General features: G+C 64.2%; 23 protein-coding genes. 12 read left to right on the plus strand and 11 right to left on the minus strand.

Translation table 11 applies throughout. The annotated features are described in order from the left end of the window. Positions 1-412 precede the first annotated feature (412 nt). From F0Q45_RS03380 to F0Q45_RS03390, 3 genes are read right to left on the minus strand one after another with little or no spacing between them, the layout of a single operon-like run. Positions 413-2,179 (minus strand): alpha/beta hydrolase, encoded by a 1,767-nt coding sequence (locus tag F0Q45_RS03380; RefSeq protein ID WP_149652580.1) that lies wholly within the window; start codon positions 2,177-2,179, stop codon positions 413-415. After that, on the minus strand, positions 2,176-2,949 hold the full coding sequence (locus F0Q45_RS03385; RefSeq protein ID WP_149652581.1) for an enoyl-CoA hydratase: 774 nt from the start codon (positions 2,947-2,949) through the stop codon (positions 2,176-2,178). The genes F0Q45_RS03380 and F0Q45_RS03385 overlap by 4 nt, the downstream gene beginning before the upstream one ends. After that, positions 2,946-3,998 (minus strand): enoyl-CoA hydratase/isomerase family protein, encoded by a 1,053-nt coding sequence (locus F0Q45_RS03390; RefSeq protein WP_149652619.1) that lies wholly within the window; start codon positions 3,996-3,998, stop codon positions 2,946-2,948. Before F0Q45_RS03390 ends, F0Q45_RS03385 begins: the two co-directional genes overlap by 4 nt. A gap of 239 nt (positions 3,999-4,237) precedes the next feature. Here F0Q45_RS03390 and F0Q45_RS03395 point away from each other — a divergent pair, with 239 nt between their 5' ends. Next, complete coding sequence (locus tag F0Q45_RS03395) at positions 4,238-5,071, plus strand: Bax inhibitor-1/YccA family protein (protein WP_149652582.1); 834 nt, start codon at positions 4,238-4,240, stop codon at positions 5,069-5,071. A gap of 113 nt (positions 5,072-5,184) precedes the next feature. Here the strand turns inward: F0Q45_RS03395 and F0Q45_RS03400 are convergent, their stop codons facing one another. The 5 genes from F0Q45_RS03400 to F0Q45_RS03420 all read right to left on the minus strand — a co-directional run bounded on the left by F0Q45_RS03400 (position 5,185) and on the right by F0Q45_RS03420 (position 12,093). Then, positions 5,185-6,402 carry an acetyl-CoA C-acetyltransferase gene (locus F0Q45_RS03400; RefSeq protein ID WP_149652583.1) on the minus strand — a complete coding sequence of 406 codons (1,218 nt, stop codon included), beginning with the start codon at positions 6,400-6,402 and terminating at the stop codon, positions 5,185-5,187. Positions 6,403-6,683: 281 nt separating this feature from the next. After that, positions 6,684-8,153, minus strand: a complete 1,470-nt coding sequence (locus F0Q45_RS03405; protein WP_149652584.1) for an amino acid permease — start codon at positions 8,151-8,153, stop codon at positions 6,684-6,686. A 24-nt stretch (positions 8,154-8,177) separates the two neighbouring features. Continuing rightward, entirely contained in the window at positions 8,178-9,359 is a 1,182-nt protein-coding gene (locus F0Q45_RS03410; protein WP_149652620.1) for a PPE family protein, read from the minus strand. A gap of 83 nt (positions 9,360-9,442) precedes the next feature. After that, positions 9,443-10,624, minus strand: a complete 1,182-nt coding sequence (locus F0Q45_RS03415; protein ID WP_149652585.1) for a PPE family protein — start codon at positions 10,622-10,624, stop codon at positions 9,443-9,445. Positions 10,625-11,133: 509 nt separating this feature from the next. Then, positions 11,134-12,093, minus strand: a complete 960-nt coding sequence (locus F0Q45_RS03420) for an SGNH/GDSL hydrolase family protein (protein WP_149652621.1) — start codon at positions 12,091-12,093, stop codon at positions 11,134-11,136. A gap of 234 nt (positions 12,094-12,327) precedes the next feature. Between F0Q45_RS03420 and F0Q45_RS03425 the strand changes: the two genes are divergently transcribed. From F0Q45_RS03425 to F0Q45_RS03440, 4 genes are all read left to right on the plus strand, one after another. Then, positions 12,328-13,395 carry an alpha/beta hydrolase gene (locus F0Q45_RS03425; RefSeq protein ID WP_149652586.1) on the plus strand — a complete coding sequence of 356 codons (1,068 nt, stop codon included), beginning with the start codon at positions 12,328-12,330 and terminating at the stop codon, positions 13,393-13,395. Between the two features lie 55 nt (positions 13,396-13,450). Further along, positions 13,451-14,845 (plus strand): cystathionine beta-synthase, encoded by a 1,395-nt coding sequence (locus F0Q45_RS03430; RefSeq protein WP_149652587.1) that lies wholly within the window; start codon positions 13,451-13,453, stop codon positions 14,843-14,845. A 135-nt stretch (positions 14,846-14,980) separates the two neighbouring features. Then, on the plus strand, positions 14,981-15,676 hold the full coding sequence (locus F0Q45_RS03435; protein WP_149652588.1) for an RDD family protein: 696 nt from the start codon (positions 14,981-14,983) through the stop codon (positions 15,674-15,676). Between the two features lie 73 nt (positions 15,677-15,749). Beyond that, positions 15,750-16,913 carry a cystathionine gamma-synthase gene (locus tag F0Q45_RS03440; protein WP_149652589.1) on the plus strand — a complete coding sequence of 388 codons (1,164 nt, stop codon included), beginning with the start codon at positions 15,750-15,752 and terminating at the stop codon, positions 16,911-16,913. 79 nt (positions 16,914-16,992) lie between these two features. Here F0Q45_RS03440 and greA read toward each other — a convergent pair whose 3' ends face one another. Together greA and F0Q45_RS03450 are read right to left on the minus strand one after the other, a co-directional pair. After that, on the minus strand, positions 16,993-17,487 hold the full coding sequence (gene greA / locus F0Q45_RS03445; protein WP_149652590.1) for a transcription elongation factor GreA: 495 nt from the start codon (positions 17,485-17,487) through the stop codon (positions 16,993-16,995). A gap of 207 nt (positions 17,488-17,694) precedes the next feature. Beyond that, positions 17,695-18,129, minus strand: a complete 435-nt coding sequence (locus tag F0Q45_RS03450; RefSeq protein WP_149652591.1) for a DUF4307 domain-containing protein — start codon at positions 18,127-18,129, stop codon at positions 17,695-17,697. 129 nt (positions 18,130-18,258) lie between these two features. On the opposite strand from F0Q45_RS03450, the gene mca reads away from it, so the two are divergent. Genes mca through F0Q45_RS03465 form a run of 3 tightly spaced genes read left to right on the plus strand, consistent with a single transcriptional unit; the run spans position 18,259 to position 21,432 of the window. Beyond that, entirely contained in the window at positions 18,259-19,131 is an 873-nt protein-coding gene (gene mca, locus F0Q45_RS03455; RefSeq protein WP_149652592.1) for a mycothiol conjugate amidase Mca, read from the plus strand. After that, complete coding sequence (locus F0Q45_RS03460) at positions 19,128-19,427, plus strand: hypothetical protein (protein WP_149652593.1); 300 nt, start codon at positions 19,128-19,130, stop codon at positions 19,425-19,427. The genes mca and F0Q45_RS03460 overlap by 4 nt, the downstream gene beginning before the upstream one ends. After that, complete coding sequence (locus tag F0Q45_RS03465) at positions 19,414-21,432, plus strand: thioredoxin domain-containing protein (RefSeq protein ID WP_149652594.1); 2,019 nt, start codon at positions 19,414-19,416, stop codon at positions 21,430-21,432. Before F0Q45_RS03460 ends, F0Q45_RS03465 begins: the two co-directional genes overlap by 14 nt. Positions 21,433-21,493: 61 nt before the next feature. On the opposite strand, the gene trhA is transcribed toward F0Q45_RS03465, so the two are convergent. Further along, positions 21,494-22,234 carry a PAQR family membrane homeostasis protein TrhA gene (gene trhA / locus F0Q45_RS03470; RefSeq protein ID WP_149652595.1) on the minus strand — a complete coding sequence of 247 codons (741 nt, stop codon included), beginning with the start codon at positions 22,232-22,234 and terminating at the stop codon, positions 21,494-21,496. A gap of 152 nt (positions 22,235-22,386) precedes the next feature. On the opposite strand from trhA, the gene F0Q45_RS03475 reads away from it, so the two are divergent. The 4 genes from F0Q45_RS03475 (at position 22,387) to F0Q45_RS03490 (ending at position 26,297) form a co-directional block, all read left to right on the plus strand. Further along, a complete protein-coding gene (locus F0Q45_RS03475) occupies positions 22,387-23,175 on the plus strand; it encodes a (2Z,6E)-farnesyl diphosphate synthase (protein ID WP_149652622.1) in 789 nt (262 codons plus the stop codon). A gap of 20 nt (positions 23,176-23,195) precedes the next feature. Continuing rightward, positions 23,196-24,581 carry a hypothetical protein gene (locus tag F0Q45_RS03480; RefSeq protein ID WP_149652596.1) on the plus strand — a complete coding sequence of 462 codons (1,386 nt, stop codon included), beginning with the start codon at positions 23,196-23,198 and terminating at the stop codon, positions 24,579-24,581. Between the two features lie 97 nt (positions 24,582-24,678). Continuing rightward, on the plus strand, positions 24,679-25,767 hold the full coding sequence (locus tag F0Q45_RS03485; RefSeq protein ID WP_149652597.1) for a methyltransferase: 1,089 nt from the start codon (positions 24,679-24,681) through the stop codon (positions 25,765-25,767). Positions 25,768-25,883: 116 nt separating this feature from the next. Further along, positions 25,884-26,297, plus strand: coding sequence for a hypothetical protein (locus F0Q45_RS03490; RefSeq protein WP_149652598.1), 414 nt, complete (start codon positions 25,884-25,886; stop codon positions 26,295-26,297). The last annotated feature ends 45 nt before the right edge of the window (positions 26,298-26,342 follow it).

Raw genomic sequence — 26,342 nt, forward strand, 5'->3', positions numbered from 1 at the left:
GTTGGTAATTACATCGTCCGGGATCGTAAATAGTTAAGGCCATATCCGCCAAAAAAATAAGGCATTCTCGCCCAGTCGTTAACGGCTTGCGCGAGTAATGACTGCGCTCAATGTCTACGAAAGACATTGGGGCACAAAGTGTTAGGAATTTTAGGTGGCAATCAATGGACGACGCCTCGCCGTCACGGCAGTACGCCGACCCGTGTCAATTTCATTGACGAATCGAGCAATCTGCCGTTGTCACGCAGATTAAAATGGCCGATACAGCGCACATTGGAAAACAATTCGAGAGCTTCGATGTTCACCGTTTAGCACGCTTCGCGTTCAGTCCAAACAATTGCTAATTGTCAATTAATTTGACACGGCCTGCCACGCCTGGACGTCTTGCGATAGCCGCAGCAGAGCCTCCGGCTCAGCCATTACCGCCTGGCGAGCCGAGTGGCTTCGCGTCGGAGTGCAAAATCGGCCGCAGCCTTTCGGTCTTAGCCTGAGTCCAGCCCGGCGGCGACAACACCGCGGCCCAGCCGTCGGCAGCGTCAGCGACGTAGTGGTGCCCGTGTCCGGGTGGCACGTCCACCGCCACCGCCATGTCCGCGGTGACTTGTATGAACGTGACCACCGGAATCCAGCGGGTCTGCGGCAACACGTCGTAACCGCGCTTTTCCCGCAGCCAATCCGGCTTGCTGAACAGCAGATTGGGCGTCCACCACGCTATCGGATCCGACGCGTGCTGCAGATAGACCACCCGTGGCTGTCCCCACGGCGCGTTGGGGCGCAGCAGATCACCCGGGCGCGCGACGAATCGTACGTGGGCGCCGTCGTGGTAGATCGGTAGCCACTGCGGCGAACCGGCATCGCGGGTAGCGGTCAAGTCGGTCCAGATGGTGTTGTTGAACGTCGGTCCGCTGAATAGGGCCCCGTCGGTGCGGGCGAGGATGTTGTTGAGGCTCATGAAGGGTGCCTCGCCGCCGAACGATCCCAAACTCTCGCCGAACACGACAAGCTTGGGACGCTTGAATTCCGGCATCTGCCGGATCAGCTTGTCCACCGCCTCGAACAGGGCCTGCCCGGCCTGCCGGGCATTCTCCTTGTCCACCAGGAAGGACAGCCAGCTGGGCAGATAGGAGTACTGCATGCTCACGATCGCGGTGTTGCCGTTGTACATGTACTCCAGCGCATCGGCTTCCGCCTCGTTGATCCATCCGGTGCCGGTGGTGGTGGCCACCGCGACGACGGCCCGTTGCAGGCCGCCGGTGCGTTGCAGCTCCCGAGCCGCCAACTCCGCGGCCGCCGTGATCCCGTTCGCGGAGTCCAGGCCGGCGTAAGCCCGGATCGGCTCGGTGGCCGGGGTTCCGTTGAACGTGGTCAGCTCGGCGACGGTAGGACCGCCCTCCACGAAGATGCGACCTTGATGACCCAGCGAATCCCACGACACCAGCGACTGCGGGCCGCCTGAGCGCAGGGGAGTCTTCGGGGGCGCAGTGTCGGGATTCATCTCGTCGTTCACCGAGGCGAAAGTGCTGTTCATGGAGTTCATCGCGAACTTGAGCACGACACCGTTGAGCAGGGCGATCGTCAGCACCACCAGCAAGACCACCACGATGGCCGCCGACACCCGAAACGGCGCAATCCGGTCACACTGCCGCACCAGAAAACCAACCAGCAGGCGGATGAACTGGCCGATTTCGACGAGCGTGAACAACACGATCAGCGATACCATCGCAGCCAGCGGGTAGTCGTACCACTTCAGGTGCTCAACACCCATCAGATCACGGACGCCGTCCTGCCAAATGTGGAACCAGATCGCCATCAGGACCATGCCGACCGCGCCCACCCCGACCAACGGCACCCACACCCAGCGTGGTGGCGGGGGGCTGGAATCCTGCGACCGCATGTACCGGATCAGCCAGACTCCGAAGACGCCCAAGCCGTAGCCGATGGCGCCGGAAATGCCGCTGACCAATCCCTGATACAACGGACCACGCGGCAACAGCGACGGGGTCATGGAAAACCACAGGAAAACCAGGCCGATCGTGCTGCCGGTGAATGTGTAGTGCCGAATCCACCATGCCTTCCGGACCGATTGTGGCACAGGGGTTTTCATGGCCGGAGCATCGGCCGATGCCACACCGGCTGCCGCGCCGGTGTCGGCGCTGGTAGTAGAACCCGAATCGCTCATCGGTGGGTGAAATTGGGCGGACGCTTGTCTATGAAGGCCGCCATCCCTTCGGATTGATCATCAGTCGCGAACGCTGCGTGGAAGAGCCGGCGTTCATAGAGCAGTCCTTCGGCCAACGTCGATTCGAAGGCTCGGTTGACGGCTTCTTTGGCCATCCTGGCCGCAGACCTCGACATTTGCGAAATCGTGGTGGCCACGGCCTTGGCCTCAGACATCAGGTCGGCGGCGGGCACCACTCGCGACACCAACCCGCTGCGCTCGGCCTCGGCGGCGTCGATGGTGCGCCCGGTCAGGATGAGGTCCATCGCCTTGGCTTTACCGATGGCCCGGGTCAGCCGCTGGGACCCGCCCATGCCGGGTAGTACGCCGAGCTTGATCTCCGGCTGGCCGAACTTCGCAGTGTCGGCGGCGATCAACACGTCGCACATCATGGCCAGCTCGCAACCGCCACCAAGCGCGTATCCGGCTACCGCGGCGATCGTCGGGGTGCGCACAGCGGCCAGTTTGCCCCAGGCGGCGAAGAAGTCGGCGTCAAAGGCGTCGGCAAACGACAAAGCGGCCATCTCCTTGATGTCGGCGCCGGCCGCGAACGCCTTGGCCGACCCGGTAATGATGATCGCTCCGATGCCGGCGTCGTTATCCAATTCGGTTGCCGCACTGGTGACTTCATTCATCACCTGAGTGTTGAGCGCATTGAGCGCGTGTGGCCGGTTGAGGGCGATGAGGCCCACCCGTTCGTCGCGCTCGACCAGGATGGTCTCGTAGCTCATGGCCTACCTTTCTCGAAACTCAGGTCGTCATCCACCGGCTCGAAATACGCTGCGACGTCAGCCGTGGTGATCTCGGCCAGTGTCGCCGGCGACCACACCGGCTTGCGATCTTTGTCGATCAGTTGCGCCCGGATGCCCTCCACCAGATCGTGTGAGCGCAACGACGCCGACGACACCCGATAGTCCTGGATCAAAACGTCTTCCAGCGTTTGCATTTTTGCGGCGCGGCGGACTGCCTCCAACGTCACTGACAGCGCGATAGGGGAGCGAGTGGCGATCAGGCCGGCCGCCTCGTTGGCTGGTCCGGCACGGTGGCTTCGCAGTGCTGCGACGATGTCGGCCACGGTATCTCCCGTATAGCACTCGTCGATCCAATCACGTTGTGCTACAAGCTCACTGGGTGGGGGCTCGATCGCGTGGTGGGCGAGCGCGCTCGCTATTCCATCGGAAGCGATTGCCGCGGTGAAGGCGTCGAGTTCGCTATGCGGCAGGTAGTGATCAGCGAAGCCCATCGCGATGGCGTCGGCACCGGAAAACGGCGCCCCGGTCAGTGCAGCGTGCAGTCCCAGCCCGCCAGGAGCCCGCGACAGCAGGTAAGCCCCCCCGACGTCGGGGATGAATCCGATGCCGACCTCAGGCATCGCGATCGTGGACGTGTCGGTAACGACTCTGGTGTTGCCGTGAGCGCTGACTCCGACGCCGCCGCCCATCACGATGCCGTCCATCAGCGCCACGTACGGCTTGCCGAACCGGCCGATCTGGCCGTTCATCAGATACTCAGCACGCCAGAACCGCCGCGCTTGCACACCGTCCCCGCGGGCGCTGTGGTAGACGGCCACCACATCGCCGCCGGCGCATAATCCGCGTTGTCCGGCTCCGGCGACCACCACCGCGCGCACTTCGTCGTCGCGTTCCCAGCGGATGAGGACCGTGCCGAGCAATTCCACCATCGTAAGGTTCAGCGAATTGATCGCGGTGGGACGGTTGAGCGTAATGAGGCCGATACCGCCTGCTACGCGGGTCAGCACTGCGGCGGATTCCCCGGTCACGGCTGCGGTCAAGATTTGGTCTCCCCTCGGCCGGAATCCGGCTCAAGTCTGCCGATGAGTTTGACGTGCAATCTAGATCGTGACTCGCTCCGGAGCGTCCGCGGGGCTAAGGTTTAGGGTGAGCCGGACGACAAAACAGCAGCTGCGCTGGGAACCCGGCGGTGCCATTGATCGTTGAGTAGTTGTTCGCACAGCTCGATGCTGTAGCCATATGTGGAGCCACTAGAGAGGATCCGACGGTGCGGGAGACTAGTAACCCGGTATTTCGTTCGCTGCCGAAGCAGAGGGGCGGATACGCACAGTTCGGCACGGGCGTCGCCCAGCCGGGATATGGGGCGGACCCTTACGCTCCTTACCAGGAGACTCGGGCGTCTCGCCCGCTGACTATCGACGATGTCGTCACCAAGACCGGTCTGACGCTGGCCATGCTGACAGCGAGTGCGGTGGTTTCCTACTTCCTGGTCGCTCAGAACCTCAACCTGGCAATGCCGCTGACCTTGGTCGGTGCGTTCGGTGGGTTGGCGCTGGTGTTGGTTGCCACGTTCGGCCGCAAACAGGACAACCCGGCCATCGTGCTGAGCTACGCCGCACTGGAGGGTCTGTTCCTGGGCGCCTTTTCGTTTGTCTTGGCCAATTTCTCGGTGGGCTCCGCCAATGCGGGAATGCTGATCGGCGAGGCGGTCCTGGGCACCCTGGGTGTGTTCTTCGGCATGCTTGTCGTTTACAAGACCGGCGCCATCCGGGTCACGCCCAAGTTCACCCGCATGGTGGTCGCGTCGCTATTCGGTGTGCTGGTCCTGATGCTCGGCAACTTTCTGCTGGCGATGTTTGGGGTCGGCGGCGGAGCGGGCCTGGGCCTGCGCAGCGGCGGACCGTTGGCAATCATCTTCTCGCTGGTTGTGATTGCTATCGCGGCGTTCAGCTTCCTTATCGACTTCGACGCGGCTGACCAGATGATCCGGGCGGGAGCGCCGGACAAGGCGGCGTGGGGTATCGCGCTGGGCCTGACCGTAACGCTGGTTTGGCTCTACATCGAGATTCTGCGTCTGCTCAGTTATCTGCAGAACGACTAGCTTGCTCGACGAAGAAAGCCGGCACTGGTGGTGCCGGCTTTTTTCGTGCCCGGTGGGTTGGGTGTCGGCGCGGCGTGTCGCGCCCTGGCCGCACTCTCGACCGGCGAGCGGCGCTAACTGAGCCGCTCGATCACCATCGCCATACCTTGGCCGCCTCCCACACACATGGTTTCCAGACCAAACGTTTTGTCGTGGGTTTGCAAATTGTTCAGCAACGTGGTGGTGATGCGTGCGCCGGTCATGCCGAATGGATGTCCGAGGGCGATCGCTCCACCCGAGACGTTCAGCTTGTCCTGGTCGATGCCCAGTTCGCGGGCCGAGCCCAGCACCTGCACCGCAAAGGCTTCGTTAATCTCGAACAGGTCGATGTCGCCAACCGACATGCCGGCTCGTTGCAGTGCCTTTTTGGAGGCCTCAATCGGGCCAAGGCCCATAATTTCCGGGGACAGGCCGCTGACACCGGTGGACACGATGCGCGCCAGCGGTGTCAGGCCGAGTTCTTTGGCCTTGGTATCACTGGTGATTACCAGCGCGGCGGCGCCGTCGTTGAGGGGGCAGGCGTTGCCGGCGGTCACCGTGCCGTTGGGTCGGAACACTGGCTTGAGTTCGCTCACCTTTTCGTAGGTGGTACCGGCGCGCGGGCCGTCGTCGGTACTGACCGTGGTGCCGTCCGGGAGCGTGACTTGAGTGATCTCCCGCTCGAAGAATCCGTTCTTGATCGCCTCCTCGGCACGGTTCTGGCTGCGCACTCCCCAGTGGTCCTGGTCTTCGCGCGAGATTCCGGTAAGGATCGCAACGTTTTCTGCGGTCTGGCCCATTGCGATATAGACGTCGGGCACTTTCCCGTCGGCGCGCGGGTCGTGCCATTCGTCGACGCCGGCCGCCGCGGCAGTCGAGCGTTGCTGGGCCCCGTCGAATAGCGGGTTCTTGGTATCCGGCCAGGAGTCGGAGCTGCCCTTGCCGGATCGCGACACGGTCTCCACGCCCGCGGAGATGAATGCGTCGCCCTCACCGGCTTTGATCGCGTGGAATGCCATCCGGGTGGTCTGCAGCGACGACGAGCAGTAGCGGTTGACCGTCGTGCCCGGCAGGAAGTCGTACCCGAGCGCGACTGCGACGACGCGCGCAATGTTGAAGCCCGACTCACCACCGGGCAGGCCGCAGCCCATGATGAGGTCGTCGATGTGGTGCGGGTTCAGGGCGGGCACTTTATCCAAGGCGGCGCGCACCATCTGAACAGCGAGGTCGTCTGGGCGCATGTTGACCAGCGACCCCTTCATGGCGCGGCCGATGGGCGAGCGGGCGGTCGAGACGATGACGGCTTCTGGCATGACGGGCTCCCTCCATTGGGTCTGGCGTAGCCGAATCTAGCCCGGCGACGATGCGGCTCGCGCAGCGGGCTGAGGTGGGCACCGCCCGCTTGCGGGGGAGAGGCGGGCAGTTGGGCCTGACATCGCAACGGATTTCGACTGGCTCACCGACGCTACGTGCACCCGCGCTCGCCAAACTCGCTGCGACGACGGGCTACTGCACATGAGCCTTTTGACCTCTGCTTTAACTTCGCCGCTCATGTCTCTCGACGAATGCGACCGGGTGAGCTCGCTGGGATTGGTCAGCGTCGCACTCGGTTCATCTCGGCGTTCATCTCGGCTTGGAATCGGCAGTACTGTTCAGTGCGGGACGGCCGGCGCCGGAGGATCAACCAGCCGGTCGCAAGGACGCCGAACCATACTGGGAACCATGCCAATGCGATTGCGGTTTCGGTTCCGGTGGTGAGCGTCCAGATCACGAATGCGAAGAAGCCCAGGACGGTCCACGCCATTAACGCGCCGCCGGGCATTTTGTAAGCCGAGTCGGCGTGACGCCTCGGATGCCGGCGACGGTAAACGAGATAGCTGACGATGATCATCGTCCACACGAACATGAACAGCAAAGACGAGACGGTCGTAATAAGGGTGAAGGCGCTGATCACTGAACCGCCGGCGTACAGCAGTGGGATAGCGGTCAGCAGCAGGGTGGCCGTCAGCAGCAGGGCCGGCGCCGGTACACCGGCGCGGTTGAGTTTGCCGAAAAATGCCGGGGCGCTGCCCTCGTCCGCCAGACCGTAAAGCATCCTCCCGGTGGAAAAGACACCTGAGTTCGCCGAGGAGGTGGCCGACGTGATTACGACGAAGTTGACGATCGACGCTGCAGCAGCAAATCCGGCCAGGGAGAACATCATCACGAACGGGGACTGTCCGCTGGCGAACTGCCGCCAAGGAACGACGACCAGAATTGCCAGTAGTGCCGCGAGATAGAAGATCGCTACTCGCAGCGGTACTGCGTTGATGGCGCGGGGAAGGGTGCGCCGCGGGTTTGCTGTCTCGGCTGCGGCGGTGCCGACGAGTTCCGAACCGGTGTAGGCAAAAAATGCGATCTGAAATCCCCTGACCAGACCCATGAACCCGGTAGGGAAGAACCCGCCGTCATTCCAAAGATTCGCTGCTGCTGCGTGGGCGCCATGCGCAGAAACGAAGTCAGTTGCTACCAGGACCATGGCTACGATGATCAGGCCGCCGATCGCCGCGAGCTTGATCAACGCGAACCAGAACTCCATTTCCCCGAAACTGCCAACGCTGAGCAAGTTGCAGATCAAAATCACAGCGACTGCGACCACAACCGGTAGCCATAGCGGCAGGTCGGGCCGCCAAAACTTCGTGTAGCCGGTGATCGCTACGAGGTCGGCGATACCGGTGACGATCCAGGCGAACCAGTACGACCACCCCACTAAGTAGCCCGCCGCAGGCCCCAATAGGTCGGCGGCAAAGTCGACGAACGATTTGTAGTTCAGGTTCGACAGCAGCAGCTCGCCCATCGCACGCAGCACGAAGAATACAAAGAATCCGATGATTCCGTACACCAGCAGCACGGCCGGACCGGCGAGGGAGATCGTTCGTCCGGACCCCATGAATAGACCGGTGCCGATCGCGCCTCCGATCGCAATCAACTGAATATGTCGGTTGGCAAGACCCCGATGCAATCGAGGGACATGCTCTGCGGAATCGGGCGCGGCGACCGTGCTAATCGGGTCTGAGGTCGTCATCGGATGATTCTGACGTGTATCGCGCTAACCCGCGAACGGTGGCCGCACGATCACTTTAGGACGGAACCCATATCGGGGACCGCTACCTGCCGGACCCGCCGCACCGGCCAGTGGCATGCCGCCAAGCATGCTGCCGGCGGGAGAAGTTGTTTCTGGTTCAACGAAGTTGCTGATCAAAGGTACGGATTCAGAACCTACTGCAGGAGCCAGTTCCGGGCCGAGTGACCAGGTGGGTGGTACCGATAACTTGCCCAGTGCTGCCGCATCGCCCATGCTTGCGGCGATTGGCCCGCTGGCACCGAGCATTCCTGCGGCCTCCGTCGCGGCGCCTTCTGCGATACCCACCGATGCAGCGACCTCCGGACCGATCGCCCCTACGGCGCGCGCAGTCGATGCCAGGCTGTTGGTGATACCGATGCCGAAATACGGCAGGCCGGTGACGTTGTAAAACGTCCCTGTGAAGGGCGAAATAATGTTGAAGAAATCCTCTAACCAGAGCAGCCACGCAGGCGGTGTTGGAATAGCTCGGGCGGAGGCCAACAGACACGAGAGTGGCGATGCGAGGTCCAACAATGCGTTCGGCGCCTGAGAAATGAGCTTTGTCAGCGCGCTCTGCGTCGCGCCAGCTGAGGTGCCGGCGGCTTTCGCGACAGCGGCGCCCTGCAAGGCAGAGGCTGCTGGGTTGGTGGTGTGTGGCGGGGGAGCGAACGGTGTCACCTGCGCGATGCTCGCGGAGGCCGCAGCGTAGACATACATCGCTGTGGCGTCCTGGGTCCACATGTCGCTGTATTCTGCTTCGAGGAGCGCGATCCGTGCCGTGTTCTGACCAAGGATGTTGGTCGACAACAGCGACGCCGTCTGAGCGCGGTTGGCCGCCACTAGTGGCGGGGGCACTACTGCGGCTAGTACGGCATCGTAGGCTGCGACCGCCATCCGCGCCTGGGTCGCCGCCTGCTCGGCTCGGGCAGCAGTCTCTCGCATCCAGGCCAGGTATGGTTCGATCGCATCGATCATCGATGTCGCCGCGGGGCCGGTCCAGGTCTCACTGTGCAGCGTGGCGATCACCTTTTCGTAATCCATAGCGGCCGAGGTTAATTCGGCAGCCAATCCGTTCCAGGCCGATGCGGCGGCCAGCATCGGCGTCGACCCTGGACCGGAATAAACGCGTAGGGAGTTAATCTCCGGAGGTAAAGCGCCAAAATCGATCATTGCTATCAGTTCCTCACTTCGTCGCGGTCAACATCTCGGTCGGTCTTGCGGCTCGGTTTCGTGTTTAGGGAGGCGGGCCGCTAGCCGATCGCCCGGGGTCCGATCACCCTGACTGGTGAGCCCTGTCTGCGGTTAGCAAAGTGTGAGCCCGCTGCCGACCCACGTATCGGTACGCCGCGAACTAGGGCCGATGGACTGTTGTCCGGTCCGGTGGCATAGCTGATGGCGTTGGAAACTCGCACAGGGTCAGCTTTTGCTAAGGGAGCCGAGGCAACCCAACTGGGCGGCGTTGACAATGGCCCGATCTTGCCGGCTTGGCCCAAACTTGCCGAGACTTCACTAGCTCCTAGGCGGGCCAAGCCAATTCCTGCGCGATGCGCGCCGGCACTACCTGCTGCCACCGCGGCATCGGCCGTTGCGATCGCCGGCGCCCACGCCAACGACTGCAAGATCTGTAGGGCATTCAGCTCGAATCCTTGGGTGGCATAGATGAGCTCCCCGTCGGTGTATTCAAGGTTCAGCAGCTCAATCCACACCTGTATCGGAATGCTCTTGAAGAAATCCCAGATCTTGGCATACCACGGCGTCTTTGACGGCAGTTGTTGTAGCACGTGGACTAGCGAAGAGCTACCGATCAGTTTTGCGGATATCTGCGCTATCCGCGCCGCGGATGTGCCTGCCTGTGTGGCCGCGGCTTTGGTAACCGCCGCAGCCTGCTGGGGCAGTCCGGCCGGGTTGGTTGTTGTTGGTGGTGCCGTGAATGGGGTCAGCCTGGTCGCGGTCACAATGGAGTCGGCATAGCAGTACATTGCGGCGGCGTCTTGAGCCCACATCTCGGCGTAGTGGAACTCGGTGGCTGCGATCGCCGGCGCGTTCTGCCCGAGAATATTGGTTGCTATCAGCGTCTGCAGCAAGGCCCGGTTGGCCATAACGGTCGGCGGGGGCACCGTCATTGCGTGCGCAATTTCGAAGGCCGATGCCGCTGTCCTCGCCTGTGTTGCAGCCAGTCCAGCTTGCTCCGCGGTGGCGCTTATCCAGTCGGCATACGGGGTAGATGAGGCCGCCATAGCCGCCGAAGCGGGGCCTATCCACGGCGAACTGATTAGCTCCGCAACCACCGACCGGTAACTCCCGGCTGCCAATGCCAGTTCTGCCGCGAGAGCATCCCAGGCCGTCGCTGCGGCGATCAAGGGACCCGACCCCGGGCCGATGTACATGCGCGCCGAATTGATCTCCGGAGGGATTGCCCCGAAATCAAACATAGTTCGGAAGTGGACCGGTGGCGGTGCCGCAATGGGGTGGTCGATAGCGGCGCCTGGTGTGTTGACCGTTGCGCTGGATGCGTGGAGTGACTCGGCAGCGGGGACAGGTTCCGACGCGGCGGTGCCAGGCCCCAGGAGGCCAGCCGCTCCGAGCATGTTGGTTGCCACTACGGCATCACCGCGCGCCGTCGTTGCCGGATCTGGCTGGGCTGGAAAGGGTTTCGCTGATCGCGATCTCAAAGATCATCAAGCCTCGCAACGTGAAGGGTGGCGGGGAGCAACATCGGCATGCTCGAAAGGACGTTCACGACATTGTGGTGGGCATACATCGTTGTAGATGGCAATAGTAATTTATCGCAATGATTTCTTCTACATATCTACTGATGTTGCTCCGCGGGGGACGTCGGGGCCGGGCCTGGCCCGGCGCCGATACGGCCTGCGCAACGGGCCGAGAAGGGGCCGGGCAATTGGCCTAGCAGGGCGACGATGTGGTGGGCAAGCGGGCCGGGCTAGCCGCCGGCCGGGACGACGACGGGCGCAGACGCGGTCGGCAGCGGACGCCGCCACAGCCGCGAGACCATCCTGCCCCGCGCGTGCCCGTAACCGAGCGCTGGTGCAGCAGATCGTGACGGCGCATCCAGCGTTGCCGTGCCGACCTTGGCTCGCAGCGCGTCGCGCAGCGCCACCAGCAGCTGTTCGGCTGCTAAGGCATATGCGGTCGCCGACGGGTGATAGCGGTCGGCGGAGAACATCAGTTCGGGTGCGGCCCGGAATTGGGGCGCCAACAAATGTGCGAGCGGCACCGGCATACCGCCGGCCGTCTTGACTGCGACGGTCTGGGCGCGGGCCAACCGCGCGGCGCGGGTGTGGGCCAGGGCGCGCAGTGGTTGGGGGATCGCGGTGATGACGCCGAAATCTGGACAGGTGCCCACGACCACGACCGCGCCGCGGGCGCGCAGCCGACGCACCGACGAGGCGAGCCGTTCTGCAGACTCACCGATGGCGTTGAGCGACGTTACGTCGTTGGCGCCGATCATGATTACCGCCGCGTCCGGTGGCGGTCCGGCCACGAACATGGCATCGACTTGGCCGCAGACGCCGGTGGAGGTGGCGCCAACAATCGCCTTGGTGCTGAGCCGCACCCGCTTACCGGTCTGTTCGGCTAGTTTTCGCGCCAGCAGCACGCCCGGAACTTCCTCGGCGGTGCGACAACCGTAGCCGCTTGCGGTCGAGTCACCAAACATCATCAAGTGCACATCGAACGGCGTTCCGCGCCGCCAGCGTTGTACGGGACCGCCGCCACGCATGTATACCCCGTCGGCGCGCGGCGGGGGTTCGAAAGCTCGGGGAATGACTGTGCGCGCGTGTGTCGCCTGGCCAACCAGCAGGTTGCGTGCACTCAGATAGGCCGTGCCCGTCGAGGCGAGTGCACCCGCTGTGGCCAAAGCGATCGTGGAACGCCGCGGCACGCGCATGCTCACAAGACCTAGTTTAGGTCGGCTTGCAGTGGGTAGCTGGTGAACGGACGGATTACGTTGTGGAACTAATGTGATATCGAATCAGACTCTTGGGCCACGGCCGTGAATCAAGCTGTCAAGCTAAGTTCGCGGGGTTGGCCGAGGGCCTGACAATCAGGTGAACCAGAGCCTCAGCCGAACCGTCACATGCTGTATCGGACTACAACGTCGTAGGAAGTGTTGGGCATGACTGCTCCTAGTCGAGTATCGGGTTCGCCTCGTGCTGCCATTCGGCCACGCGACGTTCTCAAGGCACGTAGACTGCAAGCACGCAGATTTGCCATTAGCGACGGCGCTCCAGTCGAGGTCGTCGAGTCCGGCCCGAGCATTGCTGCGCGCGTTGCTACCCTGGCGTCGTGGATGACAATCCGGCCGGTTTTGACGGTCGGTAGTTATGTCCCGCACCTGCCTTGGCCGTGGGGTCTGATCGATCACGCCGCCAAGGCCCTGCTGCCGGCGTCGGCCACCGTTCGGGCGGCGGTAACCTTGCCGAACGCCTGCGCGCAACTGGTTCGGGCGGGCGGTGTACTGCCCGCGGACGGTACTCGGCGAGTCGTTCTCTATCTGCACGGGGGCGCGTTTCTGACTTGTGGAGCAAACTCTCACGGTCGACTGGTCGAGCTGCTTTCGCTGTTTGCTGATGCGCCTGTCCTGATAGTCAACTATCGGTTGATGCCCAAGCACTCGATCGGAATGGCGCTCGACGACTGTCACGACGGCTACCGGTGGCTGCGGCAGCAGGGCTACAACCCGGAGCAGATTGTGTTGGCCGGCGACTCGGCGGGCGGATACCTTGCCTTGACGCTCGCGCAGCGGCTGCAGCACGAAGAGGAGGAGCCCGCAGCCCTGGTAGCGATCTCGCCACTGCTGCAGCTGGCAAAGGAAGACAAGCAAGCACATCCGAACATCAAGACCGACGCGATGTTCACCTCCAAGGCGCTCGACGCGCTCGGTGAATTGGTTGCTAGCGCGGCTGCCAAGAACCTCGTCGACGGCAAGCCGGAAGAACTCTACGAGCCTTTGGATCACATCCGCCCGGGGCTACCGCGGACGTTGATTCACGTCTCCGGATCCGAGGTGCTGCTGCACGACGCTCAGCTGGCGGCACGCAAGCTGGCTGCCGCTGGAGTGCCGGCCGAGGTACGGGTCTGGCCGGGCCAGGTGCACGACTTCCAGGTCGCGGCGCCGATGGTGCCGGAGGCGGTTCGCTCCCTGCGTCTGATAGGGGAGTACATCCGCGAGGCCACCGGCTAGCGCCGAGCCGAACCCGCCTAGCAGATGTGCATGATCCGCCTGACACGATGAACGCATGCGGATTGCGCAGCACATCAGTGACCTCATCGGCGGCACACCACTGGTCCGCCTGAACTCGGTCGTCCCCGCTAAGGCCGCAACGGTGGCGGCAAAAATCGAATACCTCAACCCGGGAGGCAGTTCCAAGGACCGGATCGCGGTGAAGATGATCGATGCTGCAGAGGCCAGTGGTCAGCTGAGGCCGGGCGGGACCATCGTTGAGCCCACCTCCGGCAACACCGGTGTCGGACTGGCTTTGGTGGCACAGCATCGCGGCTATAAATGCGTGTTCGTCTGCCCCGACAAGGTCAGCGAGGACAAGCGGAATGTGCTGCGCGCCTATGGTGCCGAGGTAGTGGTGTGCCCGACGGCGGTGCCGCCCGACGACCCCGATAGCTACTACAGCGTCTCCGACCGTTTGGTCAGAGAAATCGACGGAGCGTGGAAGCCTGACCAGTACGCCAACCCGGAGGGGCCGGCCAGCCATTACGCAACCACCGGCCCGGAGATCTGGGCCGATACCGACGGTAGGGTCACTCATTTCGTCACCGGAATTGGCACTGGTGGGACGATCAGCGGTGCGGGCCGCTATCTCAAAGAGGTATCTGGAGGCTCGGTCCGCGTGATCGGTGCCGACCCCGAAGGGTCGGTGTATTCAGGCGGTGCCGGCCGCCCCTATTTGGTGGAGGGGGTCGGCGAAGATTTCTGGCCAGCAGCCTATGACCCGTCGGTGCCCGACGACATCATCGCGGTGTCGGACTCCGACTCGTTCGACATGACCAGGCGGCTTGCTCGCGAAGAAGCGCTGCTGGTGGGCGGCTCGTGCGGGATGGCCGTGGTTGCGGCATTGAAAGTTGCCGCAGACGCGGGGCCCGACGCTTTGGTTGTCGTCCTATTACCGGACGGCGGCCGCGGCTACATGTCGAAAATCTTCAACGACGCCTGGATGTCGTCATACGGGTTCTTGCGCAGCCGTCTCGACGGGTCGACGGAGGAAGCCACGGTCGGTGACGTTTTGCGCCGCAAGTCTGGTGCGTTGCCCGATCTGGTGCACACCCACCCGTCGGAGACGGTGCGCGACGCGATCGGGATTCTGCGCGAGTACGGGGTGTCGCAGATGCCCGTTGTCGGCGCCGAACCGCCGGTGATGGCCGGCGAGGTCGCTGGCAGCGTCTCCGAACGCGAACTGCTGTCGGCCGTTTTCGAGGGCCGGGCCAAGTTGGCCGACGCCGTATCGCAGCATATGAGCCCGCCCTTGAGGATGATCGGGGCCGGCGAGCTGGTCAGTATGGCCGGCAAGGCATTACGGGACTGGGATGCCTTGATGGTGGTGGAGGAAGGCAAACCGGTCGGTGTCATCACCCGCTACGACTTGCTGGGCTTCCTGTCCGAAGGCACCGGCCGGCGCTAGTGCGAAAGTCGCGCCGCGAATGGGTTCTGCCCGCAGCCGGCGCTAACCCTGGTTTCGTCCGGCTGCGCTCCGTGACAGCCCAACCTCGGGTACTGTAAGGCCGCCCGAGAGCTAACCCCGAGTGGAAGGTTGCCAATGACCGATCAGCCGCCTCCCGGCGGGTCTTACCCGCCACCGCCCCCACCTCCTGGGCCTGCTGGGGGGTATGTGCCACCACCACCACCTTCGGCGCCTAGCGGTGGTTCCTACCCTCCGCCTCCGCCCCCTGCACCGCCCGCGGGCGGCTACCCGCCGCCACCTCCTCCGTCGGCCGGCGGGTACGCGCCGCCGCCGCCGGGACCGGTTATCCGGTCGCAGCCCACTGAGTCCTACACACCGTGGATCACCCGGGTGCTCGCCGCCTTGATCGACAATGCCCCGATCGTTGCGGTCTACGGCATCGGTTGGGTGATCGCGTTGGTCACGCAGCAATCGTCGTGTGTCACCAGCGTCAACCAGTTCGATGTAAGCCAGTACTGCTACGCGCAGGATTCGATCATCGGTGGGTTGGCGCAAGGGCTGGCCTCGCTGCTAATACTGGCGTACTGGGTGTGGAACTGGGGCTACCGTCAGGGCACTACCGGATCGAGCCTCGGCAAGTCGGTAATGAAGTTCAAGGTGGTCAGCGAGACTACGGGACAGCCGTTGGGCTTCGGTTTGTCGCTGGTACGCCAACTTGCGCACTTCGTCGATGCGATCATCTGCTACGTCGGCTTCCTGTGGCCGCTGTGGGACGCCAAGCGGCAGACGCTGGCCGACAAGATCATGACGACGGTCTGTTTGCCGCTCTGATCGAGACTGATCAAGGGTGGCAACCTAGCGACTCGCCACGGCGGTGGCTGTGCGGCTACTAGGCTGTGCACCAATGAACGAGCGCCAGGGACATCACCAGTTCACCGGACTGGCTACCAAGGCCATCCACGCCGGTTATCGTCCGGACCCGGCAACCGGAGCCGTCAACGCTCCCATCTACGCGAGCAGCACCTTCGCCCAAGACGGTGTCGGGGTGCTGCGCGGCGGGTTCGAATACGCGCGCACCGGCAATCCGACCAGGGCTGCGCTGGAGGCTGCACTCGCCGCGGTCGAGGAGGGCAGGTACGGCCGGGCGTTTAGCTCCGGGATGGCGGCCGGTGACTGTGCGTTGCGCGCCATCCTGCGCCCCGGCGACCACTTGATCATTCCCGACGACGCCTACGGCGGTACCTTCCGGTTGATCGACAAGGTGTTCACGCAGTGGGGTATCGAGTACACGCCGGTGCCGCTCGCCAACCTGGACGCGTTGCGCGCCGCGATCAGGCCGCAGACGCAGCTGGTGTGGGTGGAATCACCGACCAACCCGCTGTTGACGATCGCCGATATCGCGGCCATCGCCGACATCGCCGCCAAGAACTCGGCAAAAGTATTGGTGGACAACACGTTTGCATCGCCGGCGTTGCAGCAACCGCTCACGCTGGGCGCCGACGTGGTGCTGCACTCGACGACGAAGTACATCGGCGGTCACTCCGATTTGGTGGGCGGTGCGCTTGTCACTGACGACGAAGAGCTGGACCAGGCTTTCGCGTTCCTGCAGAACGGAGCCGGCGCGGTGCCCGGCCCGTTCGACGCCTATCTGGCCTTGCGCGGCCTGAAAACTCTGGCGCTGCGGATGCAGCGGCACTGCGAAAACGCCGCCGCCGTAGCGGAATACCTCGCGCAGCATCCGGCGGTCAGTGCCGTGTGCTACCCCGGACTACCGAGTCACCCCGGGCATGATGTGGCGGCGCGGCAGATGCGCGGCTTCGGCGGCATGGTCTCGGTGCGGATGGCAGCCGGCCGGAAGGCCGCCCAGGATTTGTGCGCCACGACCACCATTTTCATCCTGGCCGAATCGCTTGGCGGCGTGGAGTCGCTGCTCGAGCATCCCGCCGCCATGACGCATGCGTCGACGGCCGGGTCGCAGCTGGAGGTGCCCGACGACCTGGTACGGCTTTCTGTCGGAATCGAGGACATCGCCGACCTGCTCGCCGATCTGGAGCAGGCGCTCAGCTAGCCCTTCGCTCCGAACGCGAATTACACGACGAGACACGCCGCTAGCGGGCTGTTGCGAAATTCACGCTTGGCGGCACCAATTAAGAGTGATACGGCTCCGCGCTCACCAGCGTGACTTTGACGGTGCTGCCGTTGGGCACCTTGTAGCTGCGGGTCTCACCGACCTTGGCATCAATCAGGGCGCCGCCCAGCGGCGAATTCGGTGAATAGACCTCGAGCTTGCCGTCGTTGACGCCCTCCTGGCGGGTGGCGATCAGGAACGTCTCGGTGTCGGACTTGTCGCCGTTGTAGTAGACCTTGACCACCGAACCGGGCAGGGCAACACCGGACTGCTTGGGCGCTTCGCCGACCTTGGCATTGCTGAGCAGATCCTGCAGCTGACGGATGCGGGCCTCTTGCTGGCCTTGCTCTTCGCGGGCAGCGTGGTAGCCGCCGTTCTCGCGCAGGTCGCCTTCTTCGCGGCGATCGTTGATTTCGGCGGCGATGACCGGACGATTGGCGATCAACTGATCGAGCTCGGCCTTGAGTCGGTCATGTGACTCCTGGGTCAGCCAGGTCACCTGAATATCCGTCATCTCGTCGCGCTCCTTGTGTTCTCTGCCGCGTAATCGCGTAGGTTTTGATCGCCGTGAACTCATCTGCCGGCGGGTTCCCGCCCCGGGTGCTGCCACTCCGTTCTGCTCACGGCCATTAATGCAGCAATACACGGTCCAAAGCGGACCGTGCATTCACCTATGTTACCACTGAGCTAACACTCGATGACGGCATCTGCGCAGTTCGGATCAAGACGACCGAAGGTAAGCGGGTACGTCTGTGCCGCAACCATATATGTCGGCCATCAGTGGCGGCTTGGCCGATTTCAGCGTTGTCGTCACCTGCACCGTGGTCTGATCGGACGGCGGCACCAGCACTTCGCGCCGGCCCGTCTCGCTGCCGTCGTTGGACCTAACCCGCACGATGCAGTCCACCGCGCGCGACGGGTCTTTGCGCGTCACGCTGATCGTCACCGATGCCGTCTCGTCATCGATCACTTGGTAGCCGGCCAGCGCCCCGCTGACGTCGCTGGTGCTGATCCGTTGGTAGCCGATGACGGCCAGGCCGGTGCCGGCCGCCGCCACCAACAGTGTCGAAGCGACGGTGACGCGGCGCCGCGATCTACCGGATAGCCGCCGCTGACCGTAGCGGGCTTCGGGACGGGAAACGGGTGCTGAGTTCATGCCTGGTTCGTGGCCGGCCAGTTGACGGGGCCTCCGGCCGAGGAGGATGTAACGATCGAGAACTGGAATTATAGGCTCGCAATCGGGCGACCAGCTGACCCACCGACCGGCCGAGAGACAAGGGGGCACGTGAGCGAACTGCGGTTGATGGCGGTGCATGCCCACCCCGACGACGAGTCCAGTAAGGGCGCGGCCACCCTTGCTCGCTACGCCGACGAGGGTCATCGCGTAGTGGTGGTGACGTTGACCGGGGGTGAGCGCGGCGAGATTCTCAACCCGGCGATGGACCTACCTGATGTACATGGGCGCATCTCTGAAATTCGCCGCGACGAGATGGCGAAGGCTGCCGAAATTCTCGGCGTGGAGCACACCTGGCTGGGCTTCGTCGACTCCGGACTGCCCAAGAGCGATCCACCGCCGCCACTGCCGGACGGCTGCTTTGCGCTGGTGCCGCTCGAGGAGTCCATTGAGGCGCTGGTGCGCGTGGTCCGGGAGTTTCGGCCACACGTGATCACTACGTATGACGAGAACGGCGGCTACCCGCATCCTGACCATATCCGCTGCCATCAGGTCTCCATCGGCGCCTATGAGGCGGCCGGCGACTACCGTCGATTCCCGGATGCCGGTGAGCCGTGGACGGTGTCCAAGCTGTACTACATTCACGGCTTCCTGAGGGAACGCATGCGAGTCCTGCAGGACGAGTTCATCAAGCGGGGCCAAGAAGGTCCGTTCGCGAAGTGGCTCGAGCACTGGCATCCCGACCACGATCCCTTCGCCAACCGGGTGACCACGCGCGTTGAGTGCTCGAAGTACTTCGCTCAACGTGACGACGCGCTGCGTGCGCATGCCACCCAGATCGACCCGAATGCCGAGTTCTTCGCCGCCCCGCTGTCCTGGCAGCAGCAGCTATGGCCGACCGAGGAATTCGAGTTGGCGCGCTCGCGTGTCCCGCTACGGTTACCGGAAAGTGAGCTGTTCGCCGGAATCGAGCTCGACCGGTGAGCCGCCTTATGCTCACCGTGATTGCGGATGAGGCGCCCCGCAACCATGGGCCTGATTTCGGCAAAGCCAGTCCGCTGGGGCTACTGGTCGTCGTGCTACTGGTGGTGGCCACCCTGTTCCTGGTGCGGTCGATGAACCGGCAATTGAAAAAGGTGCCCGAATCATTCGACCGCCAGCACCCCGAGCCCGACCAGGCCGCCGACGAGGGCACGGATGCGGTTAACTCCGCGGAGCCGCCCGGCAGCGCGGCCGACGGAAACGCCCGACCAGCGGGACCCGCCGATGAACCCGGTTGATTCGTCTGGGACGAATAACCTCGCGCAGGCTACCAGCCCCTACCTGCGCCAACATGCTGACAACCCGGTGCATTGGCAGCAGTGGACGCCGCAAGCACTGGCCGAGGCGTCCGCGCGCGACGTGCCGATCCTGCTGTCGGTCGGCTACGCCGCGTGCCATTGGTGTCACGTGATGGCCCACGAATCGTTCGAGGACGACGAGGTGGCTGCCGTGCTGAACGCCGGGTTCCTCGCCATCAAGGTAGATCGCGAGGAACGTCCGGACATCGACGCGGTCTACATGAACGCCACGGTCGCGCTCACCGGGCAGGGCGGTTGGCCGATGACGTGCTTCCTCGCCCCCGACGGCCGCCCCTTTTTCTGCGGCACCTACTACCCCAAAGCCGCCTTTCTGCAACTACTTTCGGCCATATCCGAGGCGTGGCGGGAGCGGCGCGGCGAGGTGGAGCAGGCCTCCGACCATATCGCCGGCGAGTTGCGCTCGATGGCGTCGGGCCTGCCCGGCGGCGGTCCGGACGTGGCGCCGCAGATGTGCGACAACGCCGTCGCGGTGGTGTTACGCGAGCAGGACACTACGCACGGCGGCTGGGGCAACGCACCCAAGTTTCCGCCGTCGGCGCTGTTGGAAGGGCTGGTGCGGCACTACGAGCGCACCGGGTCACGCGCAGCTCTGCAGGCGGTGTCGCGCGCCGGCACCGCGATGGCCCGCGGCGGCATCTATGATCAGCTGGCCGGTGGCTTCGCTCGATACAGCGTCGACAACGCCTGGGTGGTACCGCATTTCGAGAAGATGCTGTATGACAACGCGCTGTTGCTGCGCGCCTACGCGCACTGGGCCCGGCGCACCGGCGACCCGCTGGCTCAGCGAGTCGCCACTGAGACGGCGCGGTTTCTGCTTGACGACCTGGCCGAAGGTGACCTGTTCACGTCGTCGCTGGATGCGGATGCCGACGGCCGCGAGGGTTCGACCTACGTTTGGACCCCGGCGCAGCTGGTCGACATGCTCGGTGCTGACGACGGGCGTTGGGCGGCAGGGATTTTCGCGGTTACCCAGCCCGGCACGTTTGAGCACGGGACCTCGGTGCTGCAGTTGCTCAGCGACCCCGACGACCCTCAGCGTCTGCAGCGGGTCAGGGCCGTTTTGTTGGCGGCCCGGCTGACCCGAACCCAACCCGGGCGCGACGATAAGGTCGTCACGTCCTGGAACGGGTTAGCGATCACCGCGCTCGCCGAGTCCAGTGTGGCACTGCAGCAACCCGAACTGGCCGAAGCTGCACAGCGCTGTGCCAAGACGCTGCTGGACCTACACCTCGTTGAGGACCGGTTGCGGCGAGCCAGCCTAGGTGGGGTGGTCGGCGACAGCGCCGCCATTCTGGAGGATTACGCCATGCTGGCCACCGGGCTGCTGGCGCTCTATCAGCTCACCTCCGATGCCGCCTGGCTGACCGCGGCCGCCGGTTTGCTGGATACCGCGCTGGCGCACTTCGCCGATCCGCAACGCCCTGGCCGCTGGTTCGACACCGCAGACGATGCTGAGCAGTTGGTGCTGCGGCCCGCCGATCCGCTAGACGGGGCCACACCGTCGGGGGCTTCGTCGATTGCCGAGGCATTGCTGACCGCTGCGCACCTGGTGGACGGGGTCCGCGCCGAGCGGTACTTGCAGGCGGCCGCCGATACGCTGCGCGAACACTCGATCCTGCTGGCCCGCGCGCCACGGTCGGCCGGCCACTGGCTGGCTGTCGCCGAAGCCGCCGTGCGTGGACCGCTGCAAATCGCGGTGGCCTATGACGGCGCGCAATCCGCGCTACTGGCCGCCGCCCGCCGGCTGGCGCCCGGCGGGGCGATCGTCGTCGGCGGCCACGTCGATTCGTCAGCGCTGCTGGCGGGTCGGGATCGGGTGGACGGTGCGGACGCTGCCTACGTGTGCCGCGGACCGGTTTGCGATCTGCCGGTGACCAGTGCGGATGAGCTGGCGGCCGCCCTAGGGAGTGGCTCGCGAATGTGAAGCTGGCTTCACGCTCGGCGCCGAATGTGAAACTGGCTTCACGCTGGTCGGGGCAGGTCGCTTAAAACACCACAAACCACATCGCGATGAAATGGCAGATTGCTGCGATCGCGGTGCAAGCGTGAAAGAACTCGTGATAGCCAAACGTTGACGGCCACGGGTCGGGCCAGCGTACTCCGTAGAGAATGCCGCCGATGCTGTACAGGGCACCGCCGACAAACAGCAGCACCATCGCTGCGACCCCCGCGTTGTGCAGGATCGTCGCCGTGAACCACACCGCCACCCAACCCAGCAGCAGGTAGAGCGGCACACCAACCCAGCGCGGGGCGGTCGGCCAGCACATCTTCAGCAACACCCCGGACATGGCGCCACCCCACACGATGGCCAGCACTAGGTGCCCGTCGTGGCCAGGCAGCGCCAGTAGCGCGAACGGTGTGTAGCTGCCGGCGATGAACACGAAGATCATCGAGTGGTCGGCCCGCTTCATCCACTTGTGGGCGGTCGCCGATTCCCAGTTGACCCGGTGATAGGTGGCGCTGACGGTGAACATCACAATCGTGGCCGCGGCGTAGGCGAGCGTTGCCAGCCCGGCCTCGGTAGAACCGACCGCCCACGAGACCGCGACCAGCGACGCACCGGCGACAACGGCGGTGGCGGCCGAATAGACGTGGATCCAGCCGCGGAAGCGGGGCTTGGTCAGGGCCCGGGTAACGCCTTCGACGATGTGGTGGGCAGCATCGGACGGTTTGAACCCGTGTGATTCGGGCTCTGCGGTGCTAGCCATGCTGGCCTGGCTGCTCATGTCTCCCGTCTCCCCGTCGTGTACCGGTATTCGTCACCGATCACCCTAGTCGCGTCGATTTCTCAACGGGCCGACAACGTGGGCAAGCGCGCGGTGATATTAGGAGGAAACCAGGCCGGGATTGGGTGTCGGTCACAGTAGGCTGGATTCTCGTGGAGATCATCCCGCCGCGGCTCAAAGAGCCGTTGTATCGGATTTACGAGCTGCGGCTGCGGCAAGGATTGGCCGCCACCAGATCCGAATTGCCGCGACACATTGCGGTCCTGTGTGACGGCAACCGGCGCTGGGCGCGCAACGCGGGCTATGAGGACGTCAGCTACGGCTACCGGATGGGTGCCGCCAAGATCGCCGAGATGTTGCGCTGGTGCCAGGACGCGGGCATTGAAATGACCACCGTGTACCTGCTGTCCACCGAAAACCTGCAACGTGATCCCGACGAGCTCGCCGGATTGATCGAGATCATCACCGACGTCGTCGAGGAGATCTGCGCCCCCGCCAACCGTTGGAGTGTCCGCACAGTCGGCGATCTGGGGCTGATCGGGGAGGAGCCGGCACGCCGGCTGCGCGAGGCGGTGGAATCCACACCGGAGACGGCGCCGTTCCACGTCAACGTCGCGGTGGGCTACGGTGGCCGCCGGGAGATCGTCGATGCAGTGCGAGCGCTGTTGAGCAAGCGATTAGCCAACGGCGCCACCGCCGAGGAACTTGTCGACGCGGTGACCGAAGACGGCATATCCGAAAACCTCTACACCTCTGGACAACCCGACCCTGATTTGGTGATTCGCACCTCCGGTGAGCAGCGACTGTCGGGTTTTCTGCTGTGGCAAAGCGCCTATTCTGAGATGTGGTTCACCGAAGCACACTGGCCCGCTTTTCGCCGAGTCGATTTCCTTCGCGCGCTGCGCGATTACAGTCAGCGGCATCGCCGCTACGGCAAGTAGTCGCGTGACACACTGGATGCGTGGCTGTGCTGTCGGCGGTGGTGTTCACGCTGAGTGCGTGGCTTGGGCTGTACCTGCTAGCCCGGGATCCGCGCAAGCCGGTACTGGCCCTGGCGGCGATCGGCCTGTGCGGCTTTGCTGCGGTAGTCGCCTTGGACGCGGTGCGAACAACCAGCGTCCTGCACGGCGATCGGCTCAGCCAGGTCGAGATCTATCTGGTTGCGGTTCCCGGCATTGCCTGGTTCGCGGTGCTGCTCGAGCTGTCCCGGCCCAGCGATAGCTGGCGGGCGCGCAGCCGCGAGCTGTTATTGGTCTGCGGCGTCGCCGCGCTGACTCTGGTGGGCGCAGTGATGGCGGGCAGCGTGGACGGCCCGCTGCGGGCAGGTCACTTACTGATGTTCGCGGTGATATCCGTGTCCGCCCTCGGAGGGATGGTCGGCGCCGTAGTTCGGCCCAGCCAGCCGACCCCGGTCGTCGGCGTGGTGATTGTCGCAACCTTGTTCTTCGCGCTGGCCAATGCCATCCTCATCATCCCGCTGGGCTTGTTGCCCAGCTGGCTGGCCCTGGCGTCGACGGGTTTCGACATCTTGGCGCTCGGGGTGGCGGTTGCGCTGTGGGATGCCTTCGACGAGGGCCAGGCACTGCGGGCGGACATGCTGCGCTCGTTCCTCGGCACGGTGGCAGTGGCGGTTCTGTTCGGTGGCCAGGCGCTGACCGGCTTGGCGGTGACCCGCAGTGAGCCCACCGCACAGACGGCTCTGACCATACTGCTATTCACCAGTGTGGCGGTCGCGATTACGGTGCAAGTGCTGGCCGATCCGCTGGCCGGGATGCTGGACCGCGTGGCTTTCGCTCAATCGCCGGCGCTGCGGGCGGACCGGGCCGCGTTGCGGCACACCGGCGCGGCCTTGCCACTTCGGTCGGCTGATTCGCTCGAGCACATCGATGACGACGCGTTCGTCAGACTCACTCGCCGGGCACTCGGCCACTACGGCGACCTGACCAAGCTGGTCGCCAGCCCGTTGACCGCGTTGCCGGTGATCGACGAACGCCTGGCCGCCCGCGGCGCACCCGATCATCCGCTGGAACGGGCCAATGAACTCAAGGCCGTGCTGGCCGACGGTATTGCGCGGCTTAAGCCGCGCGACGCCGGCGACTTCGGCACCACCGAACAGTGGCGTTATTACAACTCGCTGTATTTTCCCTACGTTGCCGGGGTGCGCGCCTACGCTCAGAACGCCACTGCGGCCGGTTTGGACGCGACCGCCAGACAAGCGTGGCAATGGCTGGTCACCGAGGTGCCACAGCGCTCACTGCACAATTGGCAAAACGCTGCGGCCCGGCTTATTGCCGCCGATCTGCGCGGGCGGGTCCCCGCTGCCGGGGATGAGCACTGCATGCGCTGATGTGTGTCGCCGCGGTGTGTATTACAGTCGACTCCATCCTCGTGGTCGTGCGCTTCAAATACACACCGAGAGCGCCGGCGATCAGCCAAGGGAATCCATGACACCAAAGCTGCCGCCCGCAAAATTGGTGCGGGTCATTGACTTTGCGCGGCATTACCTCAACCGACTACATCGCCGTTTGGTCCCGCCACCGGTTGCGTTGATCGAGATGATCTTGGACGCTTGGGTAGCTCAGGCGATCACTACTGCCGCGGAACTCGGCATGGCTGATGCCCTCGCCAACGGACCGCTGTCGGCACAGGAGTTGGCGGCCGCGGTCAACGCCGACGCCGACGCCCTCTCTCGATTGCTTCGGGCCCTGATCGGTCGGGGCATATTCCGCCAGCGCCGCGATGGGCGCTACGAGTTGAACCCGCTGGCACAAGCTCTTCGCCGGGATGCTGAGGTGTCTGTGGCCGGCATGGCCAGATGGGTGGGGGCACGCCAACACCGCCAGCATTGGAGCCATTTAACCGATGCGATCCGGAGCGGGCGCGCCGTCATCCCGGCGCTGCGGGGCAAGCCCTTTTTCGAGTACCTGTCCGGCGAGGTGGAGCTGGCCGAGATCTTCAATCAGGCCATGACGAGCACATCTGAACTTTCCATCGCGCCGGTGGTCGCTGCCTATGACTTCGGTGTTTTCGCGACGATCGTCGACGTCGGTGGCGGGCATGGAAGGCTCTTGGCCGCGATCCTGCAAACGGCGCCGCATGCGAAAGGCATCCTGTTCGACCAACCTCAGGTGGTGGCCGGCGCCCCGGCCGTGCTTGCTGAACATCACGTCGCCGACCGGGTGCGGATCGCAGCGGGGTCGTTCTTCGATGACGCCGTCCCCAGTGGTGCAGACGCGTACCTTCTCAAGAACATCATTCACGACTGGCCCGATGGCGATGCGGTGCGCATTCTGCGCAACGTGCGCGCGGCGGCGGGGACGGGCCAGAAGGTCTTGCTCGTCGAGCAAGTGATTCCGTCGCATCGCCGTGAATTCCCGGGGAAGTGGGCCGACCTGGAAATGTTGGTTTCACTCGACGCCCGCGAGCGTACCGCCGGCGAATACCAGCGGCTCTTCGAGCAGGCTGGCTTTCGCATGACGCGGGTCGTCGAAACCACATCGCCTTACAGCGTCATCGAGGCGACCGCCAGCTGACTCGGGCTCGGGTTGGCAGCAGTTGGCAGTGCTATGTGTCGATCTGGCAGTGCGGCAACGGCACCCTCGGAAGTGACCGACCAACCGCTCGCTCGAAAGCCTCAAGGAGTACTGGCATGACCGCTGTTTCTGGCCCAACAACTCGGCCCCGCAACGACGCGACAGATTCACTGCTGCGGTTCGCAATGCGCGCTGATGCTACGTTGACCGGCCTGATGGGTCTGGCTGTAGCCGTCGCCGCCGACCCGATTTCCACAATGACCGGCCTTACGTCCATCCAGGAATACAGCATCGGCGCCTTCTTTGTGGCCTACGGCTTGGTGGTATTCAGCCTTGCCGCGCTGCCTGATTTGCGCCGTGCCGGTATCGCTGTCGTCGTGGGCAACATTAGCTACACCATGGCAGCGGTGCTAGCGGCTGACCTGGTGCCGATGACCGCCACCGGGGTAGCCGCGACGCTGGCCAGCGGCGTGTACACGGCGGGGTTCGCCGGTTTGCAGTACCTGGGAGTGCGCCGTCTGCCAGCGTAGCTCCCCTTCCCGCTGATGCGGGGCACCTGCGCCGCTGGCGCTTGG

Origin of the sequence: Mycobacterium simiae, assembly GCF_008370645.1 — a bacterium.
GTDB classification, from domain to species: Bacteria; Actinomycetota; Actinomycetes; order Mycobacteriales; family Mycobacteriaceae; genus Mycobacterium; species Mycobacterium simiae_A.

Excerpts from the sequence above, each read along its gene's own strand:
- F0Q45_RS03400 (WP_149652583.1), bottom strand. The coding sequence starts at position 6,402 with ATGCCAGAAGCCGTCATCGTCTCGACCGCCCGCTCGCCCATCGGCCGC.
- F0Q45_RS03380 (WP_149652580.1), bottom strand. The coding sequence starts at position 2,179 with ATGAGCGATTCGGGTTCTACTACCAGCGCCGACACCGGCGCGGCAGCC.
- F0Q45_RS03430 (WP_149652587.1), top strand. The coding sequence starts at position 13,451 with ATGCGGATTGCGCAGCACATCAGTGACCTCATCGGCGGCACACCACTG.
- F0Q45_RS03435 (WP_149652588.1), top strand. The coding sequence starts at position 14,981 with ATGACCGATCAGCCGCCTCCCGGCGGGTCTTACCCGCCACCGCCCCCA.
- F0Q45_RS03485 (WP_149652597.1), top strand. The coding sequence starts at position 24,679 with ATGACACCAAAGCTGCCGCCCGCAAAATTGGTGCGGGTCATTGACTTT.
- F0Q45_RS03425 (WP_149652586.1), top strand. The coding sequence starts at position 12,328 with ATGACTGCTCCTAGTCGAGTATCGGGTTCGCCTCGTGCTGCCATTCGG.
- trhA (WP_149652595.1), bottom strand. The coding sequence starts at position 22,234 with ATGAGCAGCCAGGCCAGCATGGCTAGCACCGCAGAGCCCGAATCACAC.
- F0Q45_RS03465 (WP_149652594.1), top strand. The coding sequence starts at position 19,414 with ATGAACCCGGTTGATTCGTCTGGGACGAATAACCTCGCGCAGGCTACC.
- F0Q45_RS03385 (WP_149652581.1), bottom strand. The coding sequence starts at position 2,949 with ATGAGCTACGAGACCATCCTGGTCGAGCGCGACGAACGGGTGGGCCTC.
- F0Q45_RS03415 (WP_149652585.1), bottom strand. The coding sequence starts at position 10,624 with ATGTTTGATTTCGGGGCAATCCCTCCGGAGATCAATTCGGCGCGCATG.
- F0Q45_RS03405 (WP_149652584.1), bottom strand. The coding sequence starts at position 8,153 with ATGACGACCTCAGACCCGATTAGCACGGTCGCCGCGCCCGATTCCGCA.
- F0Q45_RS03450 (WP_149652591.1), bottom strand. The coding sequence starts at position 18,129 with ATGAACTCAGCACCCGTTTCCCGTCCCGAAGCCCGCTACGGTCAGCGG.
- F0Q45_RS03490 (WP_149652598.1), top strand. The coding sequence starts at position 25,884 with ATGACCGCTGTTTCTGGCCCAACAACTCGGCCCCGCAACGACGCGACA.
- greA (WP_149652590.1), bottom strand. The coding sequence starts at position 17,487 with ATGACGGATATTCAGGTGACCTGGCTGACCCAGGAGTCACATGACCGA.
- F0Q45_RS03440 (WP_149652589.1), top strand. The coding sequence starts at position 15,750 with ATGAACGAGCGCCAGGGACATCACCAGTTCACCGGACTGGCTACCAAG.